Here is a 21,877-nt window from a genome sequence, read left to right as displayed (position 1 = left end):
AAAATTGTCGAGGCTATGAAATAAAAAGGAGTGATTGTATGTTCCGAGAAGAAGTAAAAACAATAGGAGGCCTTCGTCTTCATGTCATTCCGACGAAAAAATATAAGACGAATACACTCGTATTAAAGATGAAAGCACCGTTATGTGAACGAGATGTAACGATGCAAGCTCTTATTCCGTATGTGTTACAAAACGCTACCGAGCGACATCCGTCGATGAAAGCGTTACGTACATATTTAGACGAACTATATGGTGCTACGTTACAAGTCGATTTAGCGAAAAAAGGGGAAAATCATATTATTACGATTCGAATGGATGTGGCAAACGAAAAATTTTTAGGCACCACATCTCCACTATTACGGGAAGCGTTGACCCTCTTTAGCGACATACTATTTCGCCCACTTACTGAACAAGGTGGATTTTCTGTTGCGATTGTTGAGCAAGAAAAACGGGCATTGAAACAAAAAATACAATCGTTGTTTGATGATAAAATGCGATACGCTCAACATCGACTCATCGAAGAGATGTATAAAGGTTCGCCTTATGCACTCGATGTTCACGGTAAACTGAGCGATATTGATACAATTGATGCTAAACGTTTATATAAACATTACGAACACATGCTGAAACATGATGAAATAGACTTATACATTGTCGGAGATGTGGCGTTAACGGACGTAGAACATGATGTTGTGGAACGTTTTCCGTTAGAAGCTCGTTCTTTACGTTCAACTGAAACGACAACGATAACAAAACGAACAAGCGTGCAAGAAGTTATAGAAAAACAACATGTGAAACAAGGAAAGCTACATCTTGGTTATCGAACAAATACGACATACAACGATGCAGATTACGATGCGTTACAAGTATGGAATGGGATCTTCGGTGGGTTTGCACATTCAAAATTGTTTATGAATGTGCGCGAAAAGGCAAGTTTAGCTTATTATGCAGCTTCGCGTATCGAAAGTCACCAAGGAATGATGATGGTCATGGCAGGAATTGAACCGAGCAATTATGAGCGTGCACTTGAAATTATTCATGCTCAGGCAGAGGCGATGCGTAACGGGCAATTTAGCGATGAGGAAATTATTCAAACAAAAGCAGTCATTCGTAATCAATTATTAGAAACGGTTGATACAGCGCGTGGAATGATTGAAATTTCTTATCATAACGTCATCGCGACGCGGCAACGTCCGTTAGATGAGTGGTTAGAAGCGATTGAAAAAGTGACGTATGAGGATATTGTTCGTATAGGTGAAAAAATTGAATTAGATACAATTTATTTTTTAACAGAGAAGGAAGGTGAGAAAAAATGAAGATTATTCGCTACGATCAGTTGCAAGAACAATTATTTTATGAGCGATTAAACAACGGATTAGATGTTTACATTTTACCGAAAAAAGAATTCAATAAAACATATGCAACGTTTACAACGAAATACGGTTCGGTCGATAACTACTTTACTCCATATGGAAAAACGAGTATGAAAAAAGTGCCGGACGGCATCGCTCATTTTTTAGAGCATAAATTGTTCGAAAAAGAAGATGGCGATGTATTTCAAATATTTAGTAAGCAAGGGGCATCAGCGAACGCTTTTACATCTTTCACACGCACCGCCTATTTATTTTCGAGTACGACAAATGTAGAAAAAAACTTAGAAACTTTACTTGATTTTGTTCAAGAACCATACTTTACAGAGCAAACAGTCGAAAAGGAAAAAGGGATTATCGCTCAAGAAATTCGTATGTATGACGATAACCCGGATTGGCGTCTATATTTCGGAACAATTGAAAGCATGTATCACAATCATCCTGTAAAAATTGATATTGCAGGAACAGTGGAGTCGATTTCACATATTACGAAAGACTTATTGTATGAATGCTATGCAACGTTTTATCACCCGAGTAATATGTTGTTGTTTGTTACCGGTCCAGTTGATCCATTGACTATACTCGAACAAATTCGCACAAATCAAGCAAAAAAAACGTTCCGTTCGCCAACAGACATTGAGCGATTTCACCATGAAGAACCATCCCATGTCGCCCGTGAAAAACATGTCATTGAAATGAATGTACAGACATCTAAATGTCTCGTTGGTATAAAGGCGAAAAATGTATATACAAAAGGAAAAGAAAAATTAAAGCATGAATGCGCGATGGGATTATTGCTTGATCATTTGTTTGGAAAAAGTTCATCGCACTATGAGCGGCTATATCAACAAGGATTAATTGATGAAACATTTATGGTTGATTATACAGAAGAAAGTGATTTTGGGTTTGGTTTAATTGGTGGCGACACATTATACCCTGATCAATTAGCAGAAGAAATTCAACGTATTCTTTTACAATTTGACGATATTGATGATGAGCAAGTGGAGCGATTAAAAAGAAAAAAAATCGGGACATTTTTACGCTCATTAAATTCGCTTGAATATATTGCGAATCAATTTACTCGCTATGCGTTCGATCATGTGAGTTTGTTTGACGTTGTAGCAACATTACAATCATTAACATCGAATGACTTAAAAGTAGTCGCTCGCGAATGTTTTGTGCAAGAACAGTTTACGGTGTGTCAAGTTGTTCCAAAAAAGGTGAAGTGAGATGAAATACGCGTTAATTACAGGGGCGAGCGGGGGCATCGGTCGCGCGATTGCTCACCAGCTCGCGAAAGATGGGTATGGATTGTACTTGCATTATTATAAAAACGAGCAGTCCATTCAATCTTTAGCGAGGGAACTATCAACGGACATATATACGATAAAAGCAGATTTATCTAATTCTTCGGGGATAGATGTGCTAACTTCTTCTCTTTTTCATCCTATTGATGTTCTCATCCATAATAGTGGGATGAGCGTTTATGGATTAATGACGGATACAACGGATGAACAAGTGAAACAGATGGTTCAGTTGCATGTAACGAGTCCATTTTTGTTGACAAAGCGTTTACTCCCATCTATGATTCAACGGCGTCGTGGACAAATTGTCGTCATTTCATCCATTTGGGGGTTAACAGGTGCATCGTGCGAGGTATTATATTCGATGGTAAAGGGTGCACAAAATACGTTTGTGAAAGCGTTAGCTAAAGAAGTAGCTCCAAGCGGTATACGAGTAAATGCCATTGCCCCTGGAGCCATTGATACACCTATGCTTGCTGAATTTACTTCGGAAGAATTGAGAGCGCTAACTGATGATATTCCAATTGGCCGAATTGGAAAGCCCGAAGAAGTTGCGAAAGCGGTGTCATTTTTAATTTCTGATTACGCTTCGTATATTACAGGGCAAATTTTATCGGTAAATGGTGGTTGGTATTGTTAAGCGAGCATAATTTTTTGCATAGTGTGGCAAACTGTTCTTGAGACGAATTTCAAGGAGGTTTGCATATGTCTGTTCTTGATAATTTTGAGCAATGGAAAAGCTTTTTGGCAGATCGTCTTCATCAAGCAGAAGAACAAGGAATGAGCCAACAAGTTATTTCGGATATCGCCTATCAAATCGGAGACTATTTAGCAAAGCAAGTTGATCCGAAAAATCCGGAAGAACGAGTACTTGCTGATTTGTGGCACGTAGCGAATGAGCAGGAGCAACATGCGATTGCCAACATGATGATTAAGCTCGTACAAAATAAATGAGCAATAGGGCAAGCTGGTGTCGATCGCCAGCTTGTTTTACTATGTTTACCTATTCACAAAAAACAGTCGTCCATTCTTTTCATTCTCGCATTCAAATGGTAAAATAAACATACATGCGTGTTTCGACAAAGCGTTGCTTAGTTGCTTATATGATCGCATCGTGTAATGTAAAGGGGAGAAGGGGTATATATGGAGAAGAAGGAATGGTATTTAGAATATGAAATACATATGAATCGTCCGGGGTTATTAGGTGATATCGCATCGCTCCTTGGCATGCTTTCTATTAATATTGTCACAATTAACGGAGTAGATGACTCACGTAGAGGGATGCTTTTGTTATGTAAAAGTCACGAGCAAATTGAGCGTCTCCAATCCATTTTAGCGACGATGGAAGATATTACGGTGACAAAATTACGTGAACCGAAGTTGCGAGATCGTCTCGCTGTTCGACATGGGCGCTACATTCAGCGAGATGCTGATGATAAAAAAACGTTTCGCTTCGTTCGTGATGAATTAGGTTTACTTGTCGATTTTATGGCAGAGCTATTTAAACAAGAAGGGCATAAGTTGATCGGGATTCGCGGTATGCCACGCGTCGGGAAAACAGAGTCGATCGTAGCTGCGAGCGTATGTGCGAACAAGCGTTGGCTGTTCGTTTCTTCTACGCTCATTAAACAAACAGTTCGCAGCCAACTCATTGAAGATGAGTATAGTGAAAACAATGTATTCATTATTGACGGAATCGTTTCGACGCGCCGCTCAAATGAACGACATTGGCAACTCATCCGTGAGCTCATGCGACTACCAGCGACGAAAGTCATTGAACATCCGGATATTTTTGTAAGGCATACAGAATATAAGTTGGATGACTTTGACTATATTATTGAACTACGTCATGAAGCAGACGAAGAAATTACATACGAACTCGTTGATCAATCCTCTTTTTTTGGTAACGACGGTTTTTCAAATATCGATTTTTAAAGATGGAAGGTGTTTCCGTTGACAGAGTTAGGGAAGCGTTTGAAAGAAGCGAGAGAACAACGTCATATGAGTTTAGATGATTTACAAGAAATTACCAAAATCCAAAAACGATATTTGATCGCAATTGAACAAGGGAATTATGTCATTATGCCGGGGGAATTTTATGTTCGAGCATTTATTCGACAGTACGCTGAAGCTGTCGGTCTTCATGCTGATGAACTGTTCGAGCAATACGCACATGAAATTCCAACGACTCAACAGGAGGAACTCCCTGGTGAGTTGTCTCGTGTAAAATCGAGACAGCTATCAGAACAGGGGGCAAAAGTACTCGATGTACTTCCAAAATTCCTTATCGGAGCACTAGTTGTTGGGGTAGCAGTCGTTCTCTGGTTTTTCTTCCAAAATCGAGCGGTGAATGAACAGCCAAAAGAGCAAATTATTAATGAAAAGACAGAATTTGAGCAATCCGAACAAGCAAATGAACAGCCAGTAGAAAAACAAAATGAACAACTGTCAGAAAAAGAGGAAGAATACGAACAACAGGAAGAGTCATCGGAAGCGATGATCAAGGTAGTTGAAACGAGCGGGCGAAAGTCGACGATTGAAGTAACCGGGGAACAGTTGATCATTGAACTTGCAACAAAAGGTGATGCATGGATTGAAGTGAAAAATGGGAAAGGGAAAGCCTTTGCACGCAAAATGATGTATGCCAATCAATCCGAAACATTCGACTTAACAAACGAAACAGAAGTGTTGTTAGTGATCGGTCAAACATTAAATACGGAAGTGAAAATAAACGGGCAAACACTCGAATATCCTGTTAATCCGAGCGACCATGTGCGTCAGGATGTTATGATTATTTACAAAAAACAATAATGTTAGATGAAGTGTTGGAGGTTAGTAACTGTGAATATACCGAATCAAATTACGATTGCGCGAATGCTACTTATCCCCTTTTTTCTTATTTTTTTGTTGGCGCCCATTGATTTAGGTGTCATCCAAATTGGGACGGAGCAATTACCGATCACACACGCCATTGCTGCGCTTATTTTCATTATTGCATCTACAACTGATTGGGTGGACGGATACTATGCCCGAAAATATGGGCTAGTGACGAATTTGGGGAAATTTCTTGATCCCCTTGCAGATAAGTTGTTAGTATCTGCGGCGCTAATTGCCCTCGTACAACTAGATCTGGCACCGGCTTGGATCGTTATTGTCATTATTAGCCGTGAATTTGCGGTAACAGGGCTACGGCTTGTGCTCGCAGGAGAAGGAGAAGTCGTTGCAGCAAATATGCTTGGAAAAATTAAAACATGGACACAAATTGTAGCCATTGCCGCTCTTCTTTTGCACAATATTCCTTTTTCGCTTTTTTCGTTTCCGTTTGCGGACATTTCACTATGGGTAGCGCTCGTTTTTACAATTTGGTCAGGATGGGATTATTTTATGAAAAATAAACACGCATTTCGTCATTCAAAGTAAATAAAAAGGATGGGAGAAAGATGAAAGCGGAGATCATTGCGGTCGGTTCAGAACTTTTACTCGGACAAACTGCAAACACAAATGCTCAATTTTTATCACAACAATTAGCGGACATTGGTGTAGATGTATATTACCATACAGTTGTTGGTGATAACCCTAAAAGACTTACACATGCGATTGAGGTGGCTAAGCAACGCTCGAATTTAATTATTTTTACAGGGGGGCTCGGCCCGACAAAAGACGATTTGACAAAAGAAACAATTGCGAACGTGTTAAATACATCGCTCGTTTTAGACGAAGATGCATGGCGTTCGATTTGTGATTATTTTTCGAAAACGAATCGTCCGATGTCTCCAAACAACCGTAAACAGGCGCTCGTGTTGGAAGGATGTCACGTGCTAAAAAACGAACATGGGATGGCTCCTGGGATGGCACTGACTGTTGATCAAATTACGTATATGCTCCTTCCTGGACCACCAAAAGAAATGCAACCGATGTTCATCAAATATGGACGTCCTTTTTTATTGCAAAAACTTCAAGTTCGTGAAAAAATCGTATCGCTCGTTCTTCGTTTTTTTTACATTGGCGAATCACAGTTAGAAACAGAAATTGAAGATTTAATCGATAAGCAGACAAATCCAACGATTGCCCCGCTTGCCTCTGATGGTGAGGTCACACTTCGCTTAACCGCAAAGCATGAGCGTGAAGAGGAGGCTAAGCGTTTAATTAAGGAAATGGAGCAAAACATTTTAGAACGTGTCGGCCCTTATTTTTATGGATACAACGATGAAACGTTATTTGGAAAATTGTTAGCTACATTAAAAGAACAAAACAAAACGCTTGCTGTGGCTGAAAGTTTAACAGGCGGTTTGTTTTTAGAAGAAATGACCGCCCTTCCGAGCGCCTCTACAGCCATAGCAGGAGGAGTAGTATGTTATACGAATGAAATAAAGGAAAATGTGCTCCATGTGCCGAAAGAAATATTACAAACGGAGGGGGCAGTTAGTGAACGATGTGCGCAGTTGATGGCAGAAAATGTTCGAAAACTTTGTGGAAGCGATATCGGTATTAGTTTTACAGGTGTTGCAGGACCGAACGAGTTGGAAGGAAAGCCAGTAGGAACGGTATGGATAGGAATTGCGACAGAACAAGGGACAAAGACATTTGCCCTTACATTATCAGGCGGACGCCGAGCCATTCGGATGCGTACAGCAAAATACGGTTGTTATTATTTGCTGCAATTGCTACATTAATTTACGAACACTTATTCGATTTTTCTTGGCAAATAAATAGAAAAGCTGTATAGTAATAAGTAGCAGTTACTGCTTTATTTTTCACAAGCAAAAGGAGGAGTTTCTTTGAACGATCGTCAAGCAGCATTAGAACAAGCGTTAAAGCAAATTGAGAAGCAGTTTGGAAAAGGTTCAATTATGAAGCTAGGGGAGCAAACAGATCGTCAAATTTCGACGGTATCGAGTGGTTCCCTTGCTCTTGATATTGCGTTAGGAGTCGGAGGATATCCACGCGGACGTATTATTGAAATTTATGGTCCGGAATCTTCAGGTAAAACAACGGTTGCTCTTCATGCGATTGCCGAAGTGCAAAAGCAAGGAGGTCAAGCTGCGTTTATTGATGCAGAACATGCGTTAGACCCTATTTATGCTGAAAAATTAGGGGTCAATATCGATGAACTGTTGCTTTCGCAGCCAGATACAGGGGAACAAGCGCTAGAAATTGCTGAGGCACTTGTGCGAAGCGGGGCGGTTGACATTATCGTCATCGACTCAGTTGCAGCTCTTGTTCCAAAAGCGGAAATTGAAGGCGAGATGGGCGATTCCCACGTCGGATTGCAAGCGCGCCTTATGTCCCAGGCGCTACGTAAACTATCAGGCGCCATCAACAAATCTAAAACGATCGCCATCTTCATTAACCAAATAAGGGAAAAAGTGGGAGTTATGTTTGGAAATCGATATATGGTTGCTTAATTTCGTTACATGTTCACAAATTGTAGTTCTTTCTATATCCTCTCTCTAGGAGGAGATATGATTTGGTTGTTAAAGTGGGAAATAGAACATTTAGAAATATAGAGCAGTGGCAAGTTGATTATATCGTTCAAAATTCGAACAAGAAATTAACCGAAATATCGCGTGAAACACGGTTAGATCCTCGAAGGATTGGGGAAATCGTCAAACTTTTAGGAATACAGAGGCAGAGACATTGGAAGGTGTATTTACCCAAAACAGAAGAGGTTGAGAGGGAGTTAAGAAATCCTTATTTATCCCACGTAGAGATTGCTAAAAAGTATGGTGTAACTGATACTTGTGTGGCAAAGAGAAGAAAAGAACTTGGGGTGAAGGTTCGACGGAAAAACTTTGATACACAAATCGAGCAACAGGTTGAACAAATTCTTGAACAACTTGATCTAGCGTATATAAAACAAAAACGAATAGATAAATGGTCTATTGATTTTTATCTTGGAAGAAAACATTGTATCGATGTCCATGGTGAATGGGCTCACTCAACAAAAAAGGTACAAGATCGAGATGTTAGAAAGAGAGAATATTTATCAAAAAAAGGCTATCGTTATTTGGTTATATACGAAAAAGAACTACAAAATATTGAACATGTAACAGAAAAAATTAAGCAATTTACTCTGGGTTTCCCTTGCTAGTGATAGCAAGAAAAAAACCTTGTGAACCCGATTGCCTAGGGGTGTGCGAAGTTTGTATACTTCGTGCTAACGGTGGAGCCCTCCAAGATTTATGGGGTAATACCGTGCCAAGCCTTACTACTTTTATAGTAAGGAAGGTGTAGAGACTACCGAAAGGGGCATATGTTGCCACTGAGTAGGGTACAGCAGAGGATAGGCTACTGCTGGAAGCGCAAGGCTCTCCATGTTTGGAGATGAAGATATAGTCCACCCTATAGAGATGGTAAATCTATAGGATGTGCCAGAGACAACTCCTGGAGGTCGTGCATTGAAGTTTTATGCGTCTGTTCGTTTAGAAGTGCGTCGTGCAGAACAAATTAAACAAGGCAACGATATGGTTGGAAATAAGACGAAAATTAAAGTCGTGAAAAACAAAGTGGCGCCTCCGTTTAAAACAGCGGATGTAGATATTATGTATGGCGAAGGAATTTCAAAAGAAGGCGAAATTATTGATATGGGTGCTGAACTCGACATTATTCAAAAAAGTGGCGCTTGGTATTCATATAAAGATGAGCGATTAGGACAAGGGCGAGAAAATGCAAAACAATTTTTAAAGGAAAATCCACACATTATGGAAGAAATTGCGCGTGAAATTCGCCAACATTATGGCATTACAGCAGGGGCATCGACGACATCTGTGCGCGAAGATGATCTAGACTTTTTAGAGTAAAAAATTGATTAAAAAGGTCGCCTTGCTTCAATAAAAAAGTGATTATGTGCATATATAATTATGGAAAGGGTGCTCCGTTATTTTTGGAACACCCTCTTTTTTTGGAAAATAAAACGATATGAAACGCTTTCCCACAATGACAAGCCTTGACAATATGGAAGGTCACCTTTAAAATGTACATGTATATTTGACAATTTTGAAGTGTATGTTGAATGGTTGCAATGTACATGCCGACATTGATAAAGAAACGAATTTATAGCAAGAGGAGGTGAAGACAATGAGTGAAATGATCATCTCCGCTTTGCTTGCCCTAGTCGTCGGTGCAGTTGTTGGCTTTTTTGTTCGTAAATCCATTGCCGAGGCAAAAATTGGCGGTGCTCAAGCGGCTGCCAAACAAATGATCGAAGAAGCGAAACGAGAAGCAGACGCATTGAAAAAAGAAGCGCTCCTTGAAGCAAAGGATGAAATTCACAAACTTCGCGTCGAAGCGGAACGAGAAATTCGCGAACGAAGAAGTGAATTACAAAAACAGGAAAACCGTTTGTTACAGAAGGAAGAGAATCTCGACCGAAAAGATGAATCTTTAAACAAGCGAGAAGCATTGCTTGAGAAGAAAGAGAATTCTCTCAATGAAAGACAACAGCATATTGAAGAGATGGAAAGCAAAGTGGAAGAACTCGTTCGAAAAGAACAAGCAGAGCTTGAGCGCATTTCCAGTCTAACGCGTGAAGAAGCACGCCAAATTATTTTAGAGCGTGTGGAGAAAGAACTTTCGCACGAAATCGCGCTCATGGTCAAAGAAGCGGAAACGAGAGTGAAAGAAGAGGCGGATAAAAAAGCAAAGGAAATTTTATCCCTTGCCATTCAACGTTGTGCTGCTGACCATGTGGCAGAAACGACGGTATCCGTTGTAAACTTACCGAATGACGAAATGAAGGGACGTATTATCGGACGAGAAGGGCGTAACATCCGTACGTTAGAAACGTTAACAGGAATTGACCTTATCATTGATGATACGCCAGAAGCAGTCATTTTATCTGGCTTTGACCCCATCCGTCGTGAAACTGCGCGTATTGCGTTGGATAAGCTTGTTCAAGACGGGCGTATTCATCCAGCGCGCATTGAAGAAATGGTCGAAAAGGCAAGAAGAGAAGTGGATGAGCATATTCGCGAGGTTGGAGAACAAACGACGTTTGAAGTGGGGGTTCACGGATTACATCCAGACTTAATTAAAATTTTAGGGCGATTGAAGTTCCGTACGAGCTACGGGCAAAATGTGCTGAAGCATTCGATGGAAGTCGCATATTTAGCTGGCTTAATGGCAGCTGAGCTTGGAGAAGATGAAATGCTTGCCCGCCGCGCAGGTCTTCTCCATGACATTGGAAAAGCGGTTGACCATGAGGTTGAAGGAAGTCATGTCGAAATTGGCGTAGAATTAGCAACGAAATATAAAGAACATCCAGTAGTTATTAACAGCATCGCTTCACATCATGGTGATACAGAACCGACTTCCATTATCGCTGTTCTTGTTGCTGCAGCGGACGCTCTATCCGCAGCCCGACCAGGTGCTCGTAGCGAAACGTTAGAGAACTACATTCGTCGACTTGAAAAGCTTGAAGAAATCGCCGAGTCATATGAAGGTGTTGAGAAGTCGTACGCCATCCAAGCGGGACGTGAAATTCGGATTATGGTAAAGCCGGATATGATCGATGACTTGGAAGCGCATCGTTTAGCGCGAGATATTCGTAAACGTATTGAAGAAGAGCTAGATTACCCAGGTCATATTAAAGTTACAGTCATTCGCGAAACACGAGCTGTTGAATATGCAAAATAAGCTACCTCTTGTTGGGGGTAGCTTTTTCGTATTGATAAACATTTTATTTTGTGAGAAACTGAAAAATAGAGATCATAAGTATAGAAAGGGTAATAAAATGAAAATATTATTTATCGGTGATGTCGTAGGACAGCCGGGGCGGAAAATGGTTGATGAATACGTGCCAAAACTTAAAGAGAAATACAAGCCACATGTGGTTATTGTAAATGGGGAAAATGCAGCGGGGGGAAAGGGAATTACAGAAAAAATATACCGTCGCTTTTTAGAAATCGGGGTGCATGTTGTAACGCTTGGTAACCACGCATGGGACAATCGAGAAGTTTTCGAATTTATTGATCAAGCAAAAATGCTCGTTCGCCCAGCTAATTTTCCAGCTGGTACACCTGGAAAAGGAATGGTGTTCATTCATGTCGAAGGGTATGAAATAGCTGTAATTAGTTTGCAAGGAAGAACATTTTTGCCAGTGATCGATTGCCCGTTCAAAAAAGCAGACGAATTAGTGGAAATAGCTCTTGCCCGCACCCCGTTTATTTTTGTTGATTTTCATGCGGAAGCCACGAGTGAGAAACAAGCGATGGGATGGCATTTAGACGGCCGAGTAAGCGCTGTTGTCGGCACGCATACACACGTTCAAACAGCTGATTCACGTATTTTGCCAAATGGAACAGGTTATATCACCGATGTCGGCATGACCGGGCCTTATGATGGTGTTTTAGGAGTAGATCGTGAGGCAGTACTGCGCAAATTTTTAACAGGTTTGCCGGTGCGTTTTGAAGTTACGGCAGGGAGGACGCAATTGAACGCTGTCCTTATTGAATTGGACGAAAAAAATGGAAAAACAAAATCAATTCAGCGTATCATGATTAATGATGATCACCCTTATTTTGATTAGTCCCTCTTTTTATATTTTTCTGAAAAAATACATAGTGTAGCAGGAATACAAGCAAACAGGGATGAATATATAATGAATAGTACAGCTTTTTATAAGCAATTGTAAGAAACGAGGGGGAACTAGAAATGGAAATATTAAAAGTTTCAGCAAAATCTAATCCTAATTCCGTAGCTGGTGCACTTGCAGGCGTGTTAAGAGAACGCGGTGCCGCTGAAATTCAAGCCATTGGCGCAGGTGCATTGAATCAGGCCGTTAAGGCAGTAGCGATCGCGCGAGGATTCGTAGCACCGAGCGGAGTCGATCTCATTTGTATTCCTGCGTTTACGGATATTCAAATTGATGGAGAGGAGCGGACGGCGATCAAACTGATCGTTGAACCGCGTTAATAAACATAAACCTGTTTGCTTAAAAGCAAACAGGTTATTTTTATCTTATGATTGTTTTGGAACTGAACGCGTCTAATGGAGGGATGGTTGTGCGTATATTTGATGCTCATTGTGATGTTTTATACCAATTATTTTGTGATCAACATTTGTCATTTGAACGGAGCACATCGTTACATGTGACGTACGATGGCTTGAAACAGGCGGGAGTAACTGTACAAGCGTTTGCGATTTATATTCCGAAACAAGTAAGACCGGAGTCGCGCTTTTTTGTCGCTTTAGAGATGGTTGATTATTTTTATGAGAAAATTGTTTCACAACCAAATATGAAAATGGTCCGCTCAAAAAGAGAAATTGATCAATTGCAGCCAAATGAAGTTGGGGCTATGCTTACATTGGAAGGATGTGAAGCGATTGGAGAAAGCTTAATACAATTGCGTACATTGCTCCGTCTCGGCGTTCGTTCCGTTGGATTAACATGGAATGATGCCAACATGGTAGCTGACGGTGCACTTGAACAACGTGGTGGTGGATTAACCAAATTTGGAAAAGATGTTGTTCATTTGTTAAATGAACAACAATGTTGGACAGATGTGTCGCATTTAAGTGAACGTGCGTTTTGGGATGTCATTGAATTGGCTCATTACCCGATTGCTTCACACTCGAATGCTTATACAGTTTGTCCGCATCCCCGCAATTTGCGCGATGATCAAATTCAAGCGCTCATTAAGAAAAACGGGGTGATTGGTGTGACGTTTGTGCCGCAATTTTTGCGTCATGATGTCCAGAAAACGACAGTAACAGATGTGCTCCGTCATATTGATCATATTTGTTCGTTAGGTGGAGAAAACCATATCGGGTTCGGATCTGACTTTGATGGCATTTTTGAAACGGTCGAACAATTAGGAAACGTTGCGCACTACACACATTTTATTGACGAATTGTTAAAGCATTTTAAAGAAGAACAAGTGAAAAAGTTTTTGTTTTGTAATTTTTATGAGCGAATTCCTCAATAAAAAATGAAAAAGAAATTCACACTTTTGTAACAAATATGTTGCAATTTCTTTTCAATAGGGCTAGAATGAAAGCGTTTAGTATATGAAATTTTTCGAAAAAAATCAATGTGAAATGGTAGAGCTTTTCTTGGAAAAGTGCTACACTTATAATCGTACAATGTAATGTTACAATTGATGGAACTTTAAAGGGGTGTAAGACATGATTAGTCAACTTTCGTGGAAAGTTGGAGGACAACAAGGGGAAGGTATTGAAAGTACAGGGGAGATATTCTCCATTGCGCTCAACCGACTAGGCTACTATTTATACGGTTATCGCCACTTTTCATCTCGAATTAAAGGTGGTCACACGAACAATAAAATTCGTGTTAGCACGACACAAGTTCGTTCAATTGCCGATGATCTTGATATATTAGTAGCTTTTGACCAAGAGACGATTGATTTCAACTTTCATGAGTTGCGTCAAGGTGGGATCGTTATTGCGGATGCGAAGTTTAATCCGACGATTCCAGACGAGTCAAGAGCTAAGTTGTATGCGGTTCCATTCACTGATATTGCAACAGGGCTAGGGACAGCATTAATGAAAAACATGGTTGCAGTCGGAGCCTCAAGCGCAGTACTCGGTCTTGACATTCGTGTATACGAAGGGGTCGTTCAGGAGATTTTCGGTCGCAAAGGTGAACAAGTTGTTGCAAAAAACATGGAAGCGATCAGAGCGGGCGCTCAGTTTATGCGTGAACAACTTGGTGAAAATATTCAATTAATGCAACTTGAAAAAGCGGACGGCAAAAAGAGAATGTTTATGATTGGGAATGACGCCATTGCGCTCGGTGCTCTAGCTGGTGGCGCGCGCTTCATGGCTGCTTATCCAATTACGCCAGCTTCTGAAATTATGGAATATTTAATTAAAAAGCTTCCACAGTTCGGTGGTACGGTCATTCAAACAGAAGATGAAATTGCGGCGTGTACAATGGCTATCGGTGCAAATTACGCAGGAGTACGCACGTTAACTGCTTCTGCTGGGCCGGGTCTTTCGCTCATGATGGAAGCGATCGGATTAGCTGGGATTACAGAAACGCCAATCGTTATCGTTGATACGCAACGCGGCGGTCCGAGCACAGGTCTACCGACAAAACAAGAACAATCTGATTTAATGGCAATGATTTACGGTACGCATGGAGAGATTCCGAAAGTAGTCATGGCGCCAAGTACTGTACAAGAGGCGTTTTATGATATGATCGAAGCGTTTAACATTGCGGAAGAGTATCAATGCCCAGTTATCGTTTTAACAGACTTACAGCTCTCGTTAGGAAAGCAAACAGTAGAGCCGCTTGAGTACGATAAAATTGATATTCGTCGCGGTAAGCTTGTCACAGGAGAACTTCCTGAAATTCCGGATAAAGGTTGCTTCAAGCGATATGAAGTGACAGAAGATGGCGTGTCACCTCGCGTATTGCCAGGTATGAAAAATGGAATTCACCATGTGACAGGTGTCGAGCACGATGAGACGGGCCGTCCATCCGAAGTAGCAGCAAATCGTATTGTGCAAATGGATAAGCGTTTACGGAAGCTAAAACATCTTCAATTCCCGACACCAGTTCATAAACATGTGCAGCATGAAGATGCGGATTTATTGATCGTTGGGTTTAACTCGACGCGTGGGGCGATTGAAGAGGCGATGGAACGTTTAGAGCGCGACGGTATAAAAGTAAACCACGCTCATGTTCGTCTCATTCATCCGTTCCCAACGGAAGAAATGTTGCCGCTTGTGCAGTCAGCGAAAAAAGTAGTTGTTGTTGAAAATAACGCAACAGGACAACTTGCTAACATTTTGAAAATGAACGTTGGACATGCTGAAAAAGTGTTTAACGTGCTGAAATATGACGGCAATCCGTTCTTACCGCACGAAGTTTATACAAAATGCAAGGAGTTGTTTTAAACATGGCGACATTTAAAGATTTCCGTAATAACATTAAACCGAACTGGTGTCCAGGTTGTGGCGACTTTTCCGTGCAAGCAGCGATTCAACGTGCTGCCGCTAACGTTGGACTTGAACCACACGAACTAGTTGTTGTATCTGGTATCGGTTGTTCCGGTCGTATTTCTGGTTACATTAACTCATACGGTTTTCACGGTGTGCACGGCCGTGCCCTCCCAATTGCTCAAGGGGTAAAAATGGCAAATCGCGACTTAACTGTCATTGCGGCTGGTGGTGATGGCGACGGATTTGCGATTGGAATGGGTCACACGATTCACGCGATTCGACGCAATATCGACATTACGTACATCGTTATGGATAACCAAATTTACGGCTTGACAAAAGGACAAACATCTCCGCGCAGTGAGGTTGGTTTTAAAACGAAGAGTACGCCTCAAGGCTCAGTAGAACCAGCCCTATCGGTTATGGAAATGGCGTTAACAGCTGGGGCAACATTCGTCGCCCAAAGCTTTTCTAGTGACTTAAAAGAGTTGACGCAGCTAATCGAGGAAGGTATAAAGCATAAAGGCTTTTCGCTCATTAACGTGTTTAGCCCGTGCGTCACATACAACAAAGTGAACACTTATGATTGGTTTAAAGACAATTTAACGAGCTTAAGCTCGATCGAAGGATATGACCCATCTAACCGAGAGATGGCGATGCAAACGTTAATGAAGCATAAAGGACTTGTGACAGGGCTCATTTATCAAAACAAAGAACGTCAATCGTACCAAGACCTTGTGCCAGGTTATAGCGAGAAACCATTGACAGAAGCGGATTTAACAATCAGTAAAGAAAAATTCGATCAACTTGTTGCGGAGTTTATGTAGAAAAAGAGGGTGGTGAAAACCATCCTCTTTTTTATGGAAAAACATTGTTTAAACGCTCGGAAAATAATATACTATGTTAGTGTGCATCTATGAACAAAAGAAAGGAGAATACCGATGAACGAAAAACAACGTTTACAGTACACAGCACAAATTGAAACAGATCATCCAACGGACAAAAAATCCGCCTTGGATGAGAATTTACATCGCTTGAAGCAAAAAACGAGCCAAGACTATGAAAAATATTTTTCGACTGTATTTGTCCCACCGTCTCTGAAGGAAGCGAAAAAACGGGGAAAAGAGGAAGTGAAATATCATAAAGATTTTTCTATTCCTGAAGAATTCCGCGGCATGGGGAATGGGCGAAAGTTTTATATTCGTACGTACGGCTGTCAAATGAATGAACACGATACAGAAGTGATGGCGGGAATTTTTATGGCTCTCGGCTATGAGCCAACGGATCGTCCTGAAGATGCCAATGTCATTTTGTTAAATACGTGTGCAATTCGTGAAAACGCGGAAAATAAAGTGTTTGGGGAAATCGGCCACTTAAAACCTCTTAAGCAAAACAACCCAGACTTATTGCTCGGGGTATGTGGCTGTATGTCACAAGAGGAGTCGGTTGTTAATAAAATTTTAAAGCAGTTCCAATATGTTGACATGATTTTTGGTACTCATAACATTCACCGCCTTCCTTACATTTTGAAAGAAGCGTATATGTCAAAAGAAATGGTTGTAGAAGTTTGGTCAAAGGAAGGCGATGTCATCGAGAATTTACCAAAAGTGCGGAAAGGGAACATTAAAGCATGGGTTAACATTATGTACGGCTGCGATAAGTTTTGTACGTACTGTATCGTTCCGTATACGCGAGGAAAAGAGCGAAGCCGTCGTCCAGAAGATATTATTCAAGAAGTACGTCATTTAGCGGCACAAGGATATAAAGAAATTACTCTTTTAGGTCAAAACGTCAACGCATATGGAAAAGATTTTACTGATATGAAATACGGTCTTGGCCATTTAATGGATGAATTGCGCAAGATCGATATTCCACGCATTCGTTTCACAACAAGTCATCCGCGCGATTTTGACGATCATTTAATCGAGGTGTTGGCGAAAGGTGGAAATTTAGTCGAGCATATTCACTTACCAGTCCAATCTGGAAGTAGCGAAGTGTTAAAAATGATGGCACGGAAATATACACGTGAACAATATTTAGAGCTTGTTCGTAAAATTAAAGAGGCGATTCCAGGTGTGGCACTCACGACAGATATTATTGTCGGTTTCCCAAATGAGACGGACGAGCAATTTGAAGAAACGTTGTCGTTATATCGCGAAGTTGAATTTGATTCTGCGTTTACGTTCATTTACTCGCCGCGTGAAGGGACGCCAGCAGCAAAAATGGTTGATAACGTACCGATGGAAGTGAAAAAAGAACGTCTGCAACGGTTAAATGCATTAGTCAACGAAATTTCTGCGAAAAAAATGAAGGAATATGAAGGACAAGTTGTCGAAGTATTAGTAGAGGGAGAAAGCAAAAACAACCCGAATGTTCTTGCAGGATACACGCGCAAAAACAAACTTGTTAATTTTATTGGTCCAAAGTCTGCGATCGGTCAACTTGTAAACGTGCGGATTACTGAAGCGAAAACATGGACATTAAACGGAGAAATGGTAGAATAAGCGATTGAGGTGAAATAACGTGGCGAAATATACGAAAGATGAGATCGTACAAAAAGCAAGAGAGTTAGCTAAAATGATCGCTGAAACGGAAGAAGTTGAGATTTTTAAACAGGCAGAGGCAAAAATTCATGAAAATGAAAAAGTGCGTACGATGATCACTAAAATTAAGTCTTTACAAAAACAAGCTGTAAATTTACAACATTACGGAAAGACTGAGGCGTTAAAAAAAGTTGAAGCGCAAATTGATGACATATATGAGCAACTATCAGACATTCCAATTGTAGAGCAATTCAAACAATCACAAGTAGAAATTAATGATTTGTTGCAGCTTGTTGCTTCGACCATTTCAAAGACGGTGACGGATGAAATTATTACATCGACGGGTGGCGACGTGCTGCGCGGGGAAACAGGAGCTCAAGTGAAGCATAGTCATTGTGGTCATTGCCATTAAAGAGTCCATTTTACATGGGCTCTTTTTTATGTTTTTGTACATATTTCTCATCCGCTGCATACAATGAACTATACGGAATGATTGTTTTTTATTGTACACTTTTTGGTTACTAGTGCATAGGATAGAATGAACAATGCATTTTTTGAGGAGGGTTTGTTCCATGTCTGAATACAGAGAGATTATTACGAAGGCGGTTGTGGGAAAAGGGCGGAAGTTTACGCAGTCAACGCATACGGTTTCTGCACAACATCGTCCAACGAGCGTGCTCGGTTGCTGGATCATTAACCATCGGTATGAAGCAAAAAAAGTAGATCGTAGTGTTGAAATTCATGGGAAGTATGATGTAAACGTGTGGTACTCATACAACGATAATACGAAAACGGAAGTGTTGACAGAAACGGTGTCGTACACAGATGTAATTCCATTAAAGTATCGGAACGAAGAGCTTATTAGTGAAGAACAAGAGGTCATTGCGCGCGTTGTGCAACAACCAAATTGTCTAGAATGTACGATTGCCCCAACGGGGAATAAAGTAACTGTTGAAGTGGAGCGAGAGTTTGTAGCAGAAGTCGTCGGAGAAACAAAGGTTCGTATTGCAGTAGTTGATACGTCACCAGACGAAGTCGATGAAGACATTGACGCGGAATTAGAACAGTTAGACGAGGAGCTTCTTCAAGAAGGAAGCAATAAAAACTAGGAAGTTTATTCTTCCTAGTTTTTATTTTTGTTATAATAATTGAAGTCAATATTTTGGGTGTTGGAGGAAAGATGATGACTTATACACCAATGATTCAACAATATTTAGCAATTAAGTCACAATATAAAGACGCATTTCTTTTTTTTCGTCTCGGTGATTTTTATGAAATGTTTTTTGATGATGCGATTAAAGCATCACAAGAGTTAGAAATTACTCTTACAAGTCGGGATGGTGGTGGAGAAGAGCGAGTGCCGATGTGCGGGGTGCCTTATCATTCTGCCGCCATGTATATTGAACGTTTAATTGAAAAAGGATATAAAGTTGCTATTTGTGAACAAGTTGAAGATCCAAAAACAGCGAAAGGAGTTGTGCGTCGGGAAGTTGTTCAGCTCATTACCCCTGGAACAGTCATGGAAGGGAAGCAACTGGAAGAGAAAGCGAACAACTATTTAGCCTCACTAACATCATTTGAAGATGGTACGTATGGTATTGCTTATGCTGACTTAACAACAGGGGAAAGCCGGATGACGTTGCTCCATTCGTTCGAAGATGTATTGAACGAGATTTACTCCATCGGAACAAAAGAATTAGTTGTTGCGACAGCGTATAAAGAGCAATGTCAATTTTTGCAGGAACGATATGCTTTGACGATTTCATGCGAAGATGAAACAACGATTCCGAATGCTTGTCAATCTATTGTATCCCACTTGAAGCAAGAAAAATTATTAGTGACATGTGGACGACTGTTCAACTATTTAATCAAAACACAAAAGCGGAGTTTAGCTCATTTGCAGCCAGTAGAATTGTATGAAGTGGATGCGTATATGAAAATTGATGTGTACTCCAAACGAAACTTAGAGTTAACTGAAACGATTCGTGCGAAAGGAAAAAACGGCTCACTTTTTTGGCTTCTTGATGAAACGATGACAGCGATGGGGGGGCGATTGCTTAAGCAATGGATTGACCGTCCGTTGTTAGACCGTGAAAAAATTGAGCAGCGGTTGCATCTTGTTGAACAACTTCAGATAAGCTATTTTGAACGTCAAGAATTGCGCGAGCATCTTCGTGGGGTATATGATTTAGAACGATTAGCTGGGCGTGTAGCATTTGGGAATGTTAACGCGCGCGATTTAATTCAATTAAAAAAATCGTTAAAGCAAGTGCCAATGATTTCTACTCTTCTTATGCAAATTCATGATGAACATGTTCAAGCCTTTGCTCAACATTTGGACGCATGCGAGGATCTTGTTCGATTGTTAGAAGAAGCGATTGAGGAAAATCCACCTCTTTCCGTGAGAGAGGGGGGCATCATTAAAGATGGTTATAACGAAGCGCTCGATCGATTTCGAGATGCAAGTCGAAATGGAAAAACGTGGATCGCGCAGTTAGAGACGAGGGAGCGGGAATTAACTGGAATTAAATCGTTAAAGATTGGTTATAACCGAGTGTTTGGATACTATATCGAAGTAACAAAAGCGAACCTACATTTGTTGCCGGAAGGACGATATGAGCGCAAACAAACGTTAGCTAACGCCGAACGATTTGTGACGAAAGAGCTGAAAGAAAAAGAAGCACTTATTTTAGAAGCAGAAGAAAAGAGTATAGAGTTAGAATATGAGCTGTTTGTTTCTATTCGCGAACAAGTAAAACAATATATTGTGCGTTTACAAAAATTAGCTAAATACATTAGTCAATTAGATGTGATACAATGTTTTGCTACGGTGAGTGAAAAATATAACTACTGTAGACCGCAGTTTTCCCATGATCGCCGCCTTGTCATTCAGCAAGGACGACATCCTGTTGTCGAAAAAGTGCTAGGATCTAACGTATACGTTCCGAACGATTGCTATATGGATGCCGAACGAGAAATGTTACTTATTACAGGACCAAATATGTCTGGAAAAAGCACATATATGCGTCAAATTGCATTAACAGCTATTATGGCGCAAATTGGCTGTTTTGTCCCAGCAGAAGAAGCGATATTACCTATTTTTGATCAAGTGTTTACGCGTATCGGGGCGGCTGATGATTTAGTCGCAGGCCAAAGTACATTTATGGTTGAAATGTTAGAGGCACGTAACGCCATCGTGCACGCGACACAAAATAGCCTTGTGTTATTTGATGAAATTGGACGTGGAACATCCACATACGATGGCATGGCGCTCGCTCAAGCGATGATTGAATACATCCACGATCGAATTGGTGCGAAAACATTGTTTAGCACTCATTATCATGAATTAACAGCGCTTGAAAAACAATTGCCGCGTTTGAAAAATGTTCACGTTAGTGCCATTGAGGAAAATGGAACCGTCATTTTTTTGCATAAAATTAAAGAGGGTCCAGCTGATAAAAGTTATGGCATTCATGTCGCACAATTAGCCAAGTTGCCGTTTGATTTAATTAAGCGAGCGGAACAAATTTTACACGAGTTTGAAACAAATACAGCTCCCGTTGTAAAAGAAAAGGAAGAAGAGTTTCAACAGTTAAGCATATTTCTTGAAACAAACGATGAAACACGTTCGAGCGTATCTAAAAAAGAAAAGGAAGTGATCAAGCGTATTCAATCCATCAACTTGCTTGATATGACACCGCTTGAAGCAATGAATAAACTATACGAAATTCAAAAACTGCTAAAATGAAAGGAGGGA

General features: G+C 40.6%; 19 protein-coding genes and 2 pseudogenes. All 21 read left to right on the top strand.

Annotated features, from left to right (window positions below; translation table 11 throughout):
* Window positions 1–38 precede the first annotated feature (38 nt).
* Complete coding sequence (gene yfmF, locus BM213_RS04970) at window positions 39–1,316, top strand: EF-P 5-aminopentanol modification-associated protein YfmF (protein ID WP_091701586.1); 1,278 nt, start codon at window positions 39–41, stop codon at window positions 1,314–1,316.
* A complete protein-coding gene (yfmH, locus tag BM213_RS04965) occupies window positions 1,313–2,599 on the top strand; it encodes an EF-P 5-aminopentanol modification-associated protein YfmH (RefSeq protein WP_091701582.1) in 1,287 nt (428 codons plus the stop codon). Before yfmF ends, yfmH begins: the two co-directional genes overlap by 4 nt.
* A gap of 1 nt (window position 2,600) precedes the next feature.
* Window positions 2,601–3,314, top strand: a complete 714-nt coding sequence (gene ymfI / locus BM213_RS04960; protein WP_091701579.1) for an elongation factor P 5-aminopentanone reductase — start codon at window positions 2,601–2,603, stop codon at window positions 3,312–3,314.
* Between the two features lie 65 nt (window positions 3,315–3,379).
* A complete protein-coding gene (locus BM213_RS04955) occupies window positions 3,380–3,628 on the top strand; it encodes a DUF3243 domain-containing protein (protein ID WP_003398156.1) in 249 nt (82 codons plus the stop codon).
* Between the two features lie 189 nt (window positions 3,629–3,817).
* Entirely contained in the window at window positions 3,818–4,609 is a 792-nt protein-coding gene (locus BM213_RS04950; RefSeq protein ID WP_091701576.1) for a DUF3388 domain-containing protein, read from the top strand.
* Between the two features lie 18 nt (window positions 4,610–4,627).
* The gene (locus tag BM213_RS04945; RefSeq protein WP_091701574.1) at window positions 4,628–5,485 is read left to right on the top strand and encodes a helix-turn-helix domain-containing protein; all 858 of its coding nucleotides are present in this window, start codon (window positions 4,628–4,630) and stop codon (window positions 5,483–5,485) included.
* A gap of 30 nt (window positions 5,486–5,515) precedes the next feature.
* The gene (gene pgsA, locus BM213_RS04940; RefSeq protein WP_003398153.1) at window positions 5,516–6,094 is read left to right on the top strand and encodes a CDP-diacylglycerol--glycerol-3-phosphate 3-phosphatidyltransferase; all 579 of its coding nucleotides are present in this window, start codon (window positions 5,516–5,518) and stop codon (window positions 6,092–6,094) included.
* A gap of 20 nt (window positions 6,095–6,114) precedes the next feature.
* Window positions 6,115–7,347, top strand: a complete 1,233-nt coding sequence (locus BM213_RS04935; RefSeq protein WP_091701571.1) for a competence/damage-inducible protein A — start codon at window positions 6,115–6,117, stop codon at window positions 7,345–7,347.
* A gap of 105 nt (window positions 7,348–7,452) precedes the next feature.
* Window positions 7,453–8,061, top strand: a pseudogene (gene recA, locus BM213_RS04930) (recombinase RecA); the annotation flags it as partial.
* Window positions 8,062–8,141: 80 nt separating this feature from the next.
* Window positions 8,142–8,765: a DUF559 domain-containing protein gene (locus BM213_RS04925; RefSeq protein ID WP_091701566.1), complete on the top strand. Its 624-nt coding sequence runs from the start codon at window positions 8,142–8,144 to the stop codon at window positions 8,763–8,765.
* A 280-nt stretch (window positions 8,766–9,045) separates the two neighbouring features.
* A pseudogene (locus tag BM213_RS04920) lies at window positions 9,046–9,474 on the top strand (recombinase RecA family protein); the annotation flags it as partial.
* Between the two features lie 277 nt (window positions 9,475–9,751).
* Entirely contained in the window at window positions 9,752–11,308 is a 1,557-nt protein-coding gene (gene rny / locus BM213_RS04915; protein ID WP_091701563.1) for a ribonuclease Y, read from the top strand.
* Window positions 11,309–11,405: 97 nt separating this feature from the next.
* On the top strand, window positions 11,406–12,200 hold the full coding sequence (locus tag BM213_RS04910) for a TIGR00282 family metallophosphoesterase (protein ID WP_091701561.1): 795 nt from the start codon (window positions 11,406–11,408) through the stop codon (window positions 12,198–12,200).
* A 125-nt stretch (window positions 12,201–12,325) separates the two neighbouring features.
* Window positions 12,326–12,586, top strand: a complete 261-nt coding sequence (gene spoVS / locus BM213_RS04905) for a stage V sporulation protein SpoVS (protein ID WP_003181955.1) — start codon at window positions 12,326–12,328, stop codon at window positions 12,584–12,586.
* A gap of 47 nt (window positions 12,587–12,633) precedes the next feature.
* Window positions 12,634–13,599 (top strand): dipeptidase, encoded by a 966-nt coding sequence (locus BM213_RS04900; protein ID WP_091701558.1) that lies wholly within the window; start codon window positions 12,634–12,636, stop codon window positions 13,597–13,599.
* 199 nt (window positions 13,600–13,798) lie between these two features.
* Window positions 13,799–15,535 carry a 2-oxoacid:acceptor oxidoreductase subunit alpha gene (locus BM213_RS04895; protein ID WP_091701555.1) on the top strand — a complete coding sequence of 579 codons (1,737 nt, stop codon included), beginning with the start codon at window positions 13,799–13,801 and terminating at the stop codon, window positions 15,533–15,535.
* A gap of 2 nt (window positions 15,536–15,537) precedes the next feature.
* Entirely contained in the window at window positions 15,538–16,404 is an 867-nt protein-coding gene (locus BM213_RS04890) for a 2-oxoacid:ferredoxin oxidoreductase subunit beta (RefSeq protein WP_091701552.1), read from the top strand.
* 114 nt (window positions 16,405–16,518) lie between these two features.
* Window positions 16,519–18,081, top strand: a complete 1,563-nt coding sequence (miaB, locus tag BM213_RS04885; RefSeq protein ID WP_091701550.1) for a tRNA (N6-isopentenyl adenosine(37)-C2)-methylthiotransferase MiaB — start codon at window positions 16,519–16,521, stop codon at window positions 18,079–18,081.
* Between the two features lie 19 nt (window positions 18,082–18,100).
* Complete coding sequence (locus tag BM213_RS04880; protein ID WP_091701547.1) at window positions 18,101–18,532, top strand: YlbF/YmcA family competence regulator; 432 nt, start codon at window positions 18,101–18,103, stop codon at window positions 18,530–18,532.
* Window positions 18,533–18,692: 160 nt separating this feature from the next.
* Window positions 18,693–19,229, top strand: a complete 537-nt coding sequence (locus tag BM213_RS04875; protein WP_091701544.1) for an outer spore coat protein CotE — start codon at window positions 18,693–18,695, stop codon at window positions 19,227–19,229.
* A gap of 71 nt (window positions 19,230–19,300) precedes the next feature.
* The gene (gene mutS / locus BM213_RS04870) at window positions 19,301–21,868 is read left to right on the top strand and encodes a DNA mismatch repair protein MutS (RefSeq protein WP_167357373.1); all 2,568 of its coding nucleotides are present in this window, start codon (window positions 19,301–19,303) and stop codon (window positions 21,866–21,868) included.
* Window positions 21,869–21,877 lie beyond the last annotated feature (9 nt).

Origin of the sequence: Anoxybacillus pushchinoensis (assembly GCF_900111795.1) — a bacterium.
GTDB lineage: Bacteria > Bacillota > Bacilli > Bacillales > Anoxybacillaceae > Anoxybacillus > Anoxybacillus pushchinoensis.
This window is presented reverse-complemented; position numbering and strand designations above follow the sequence as displayed.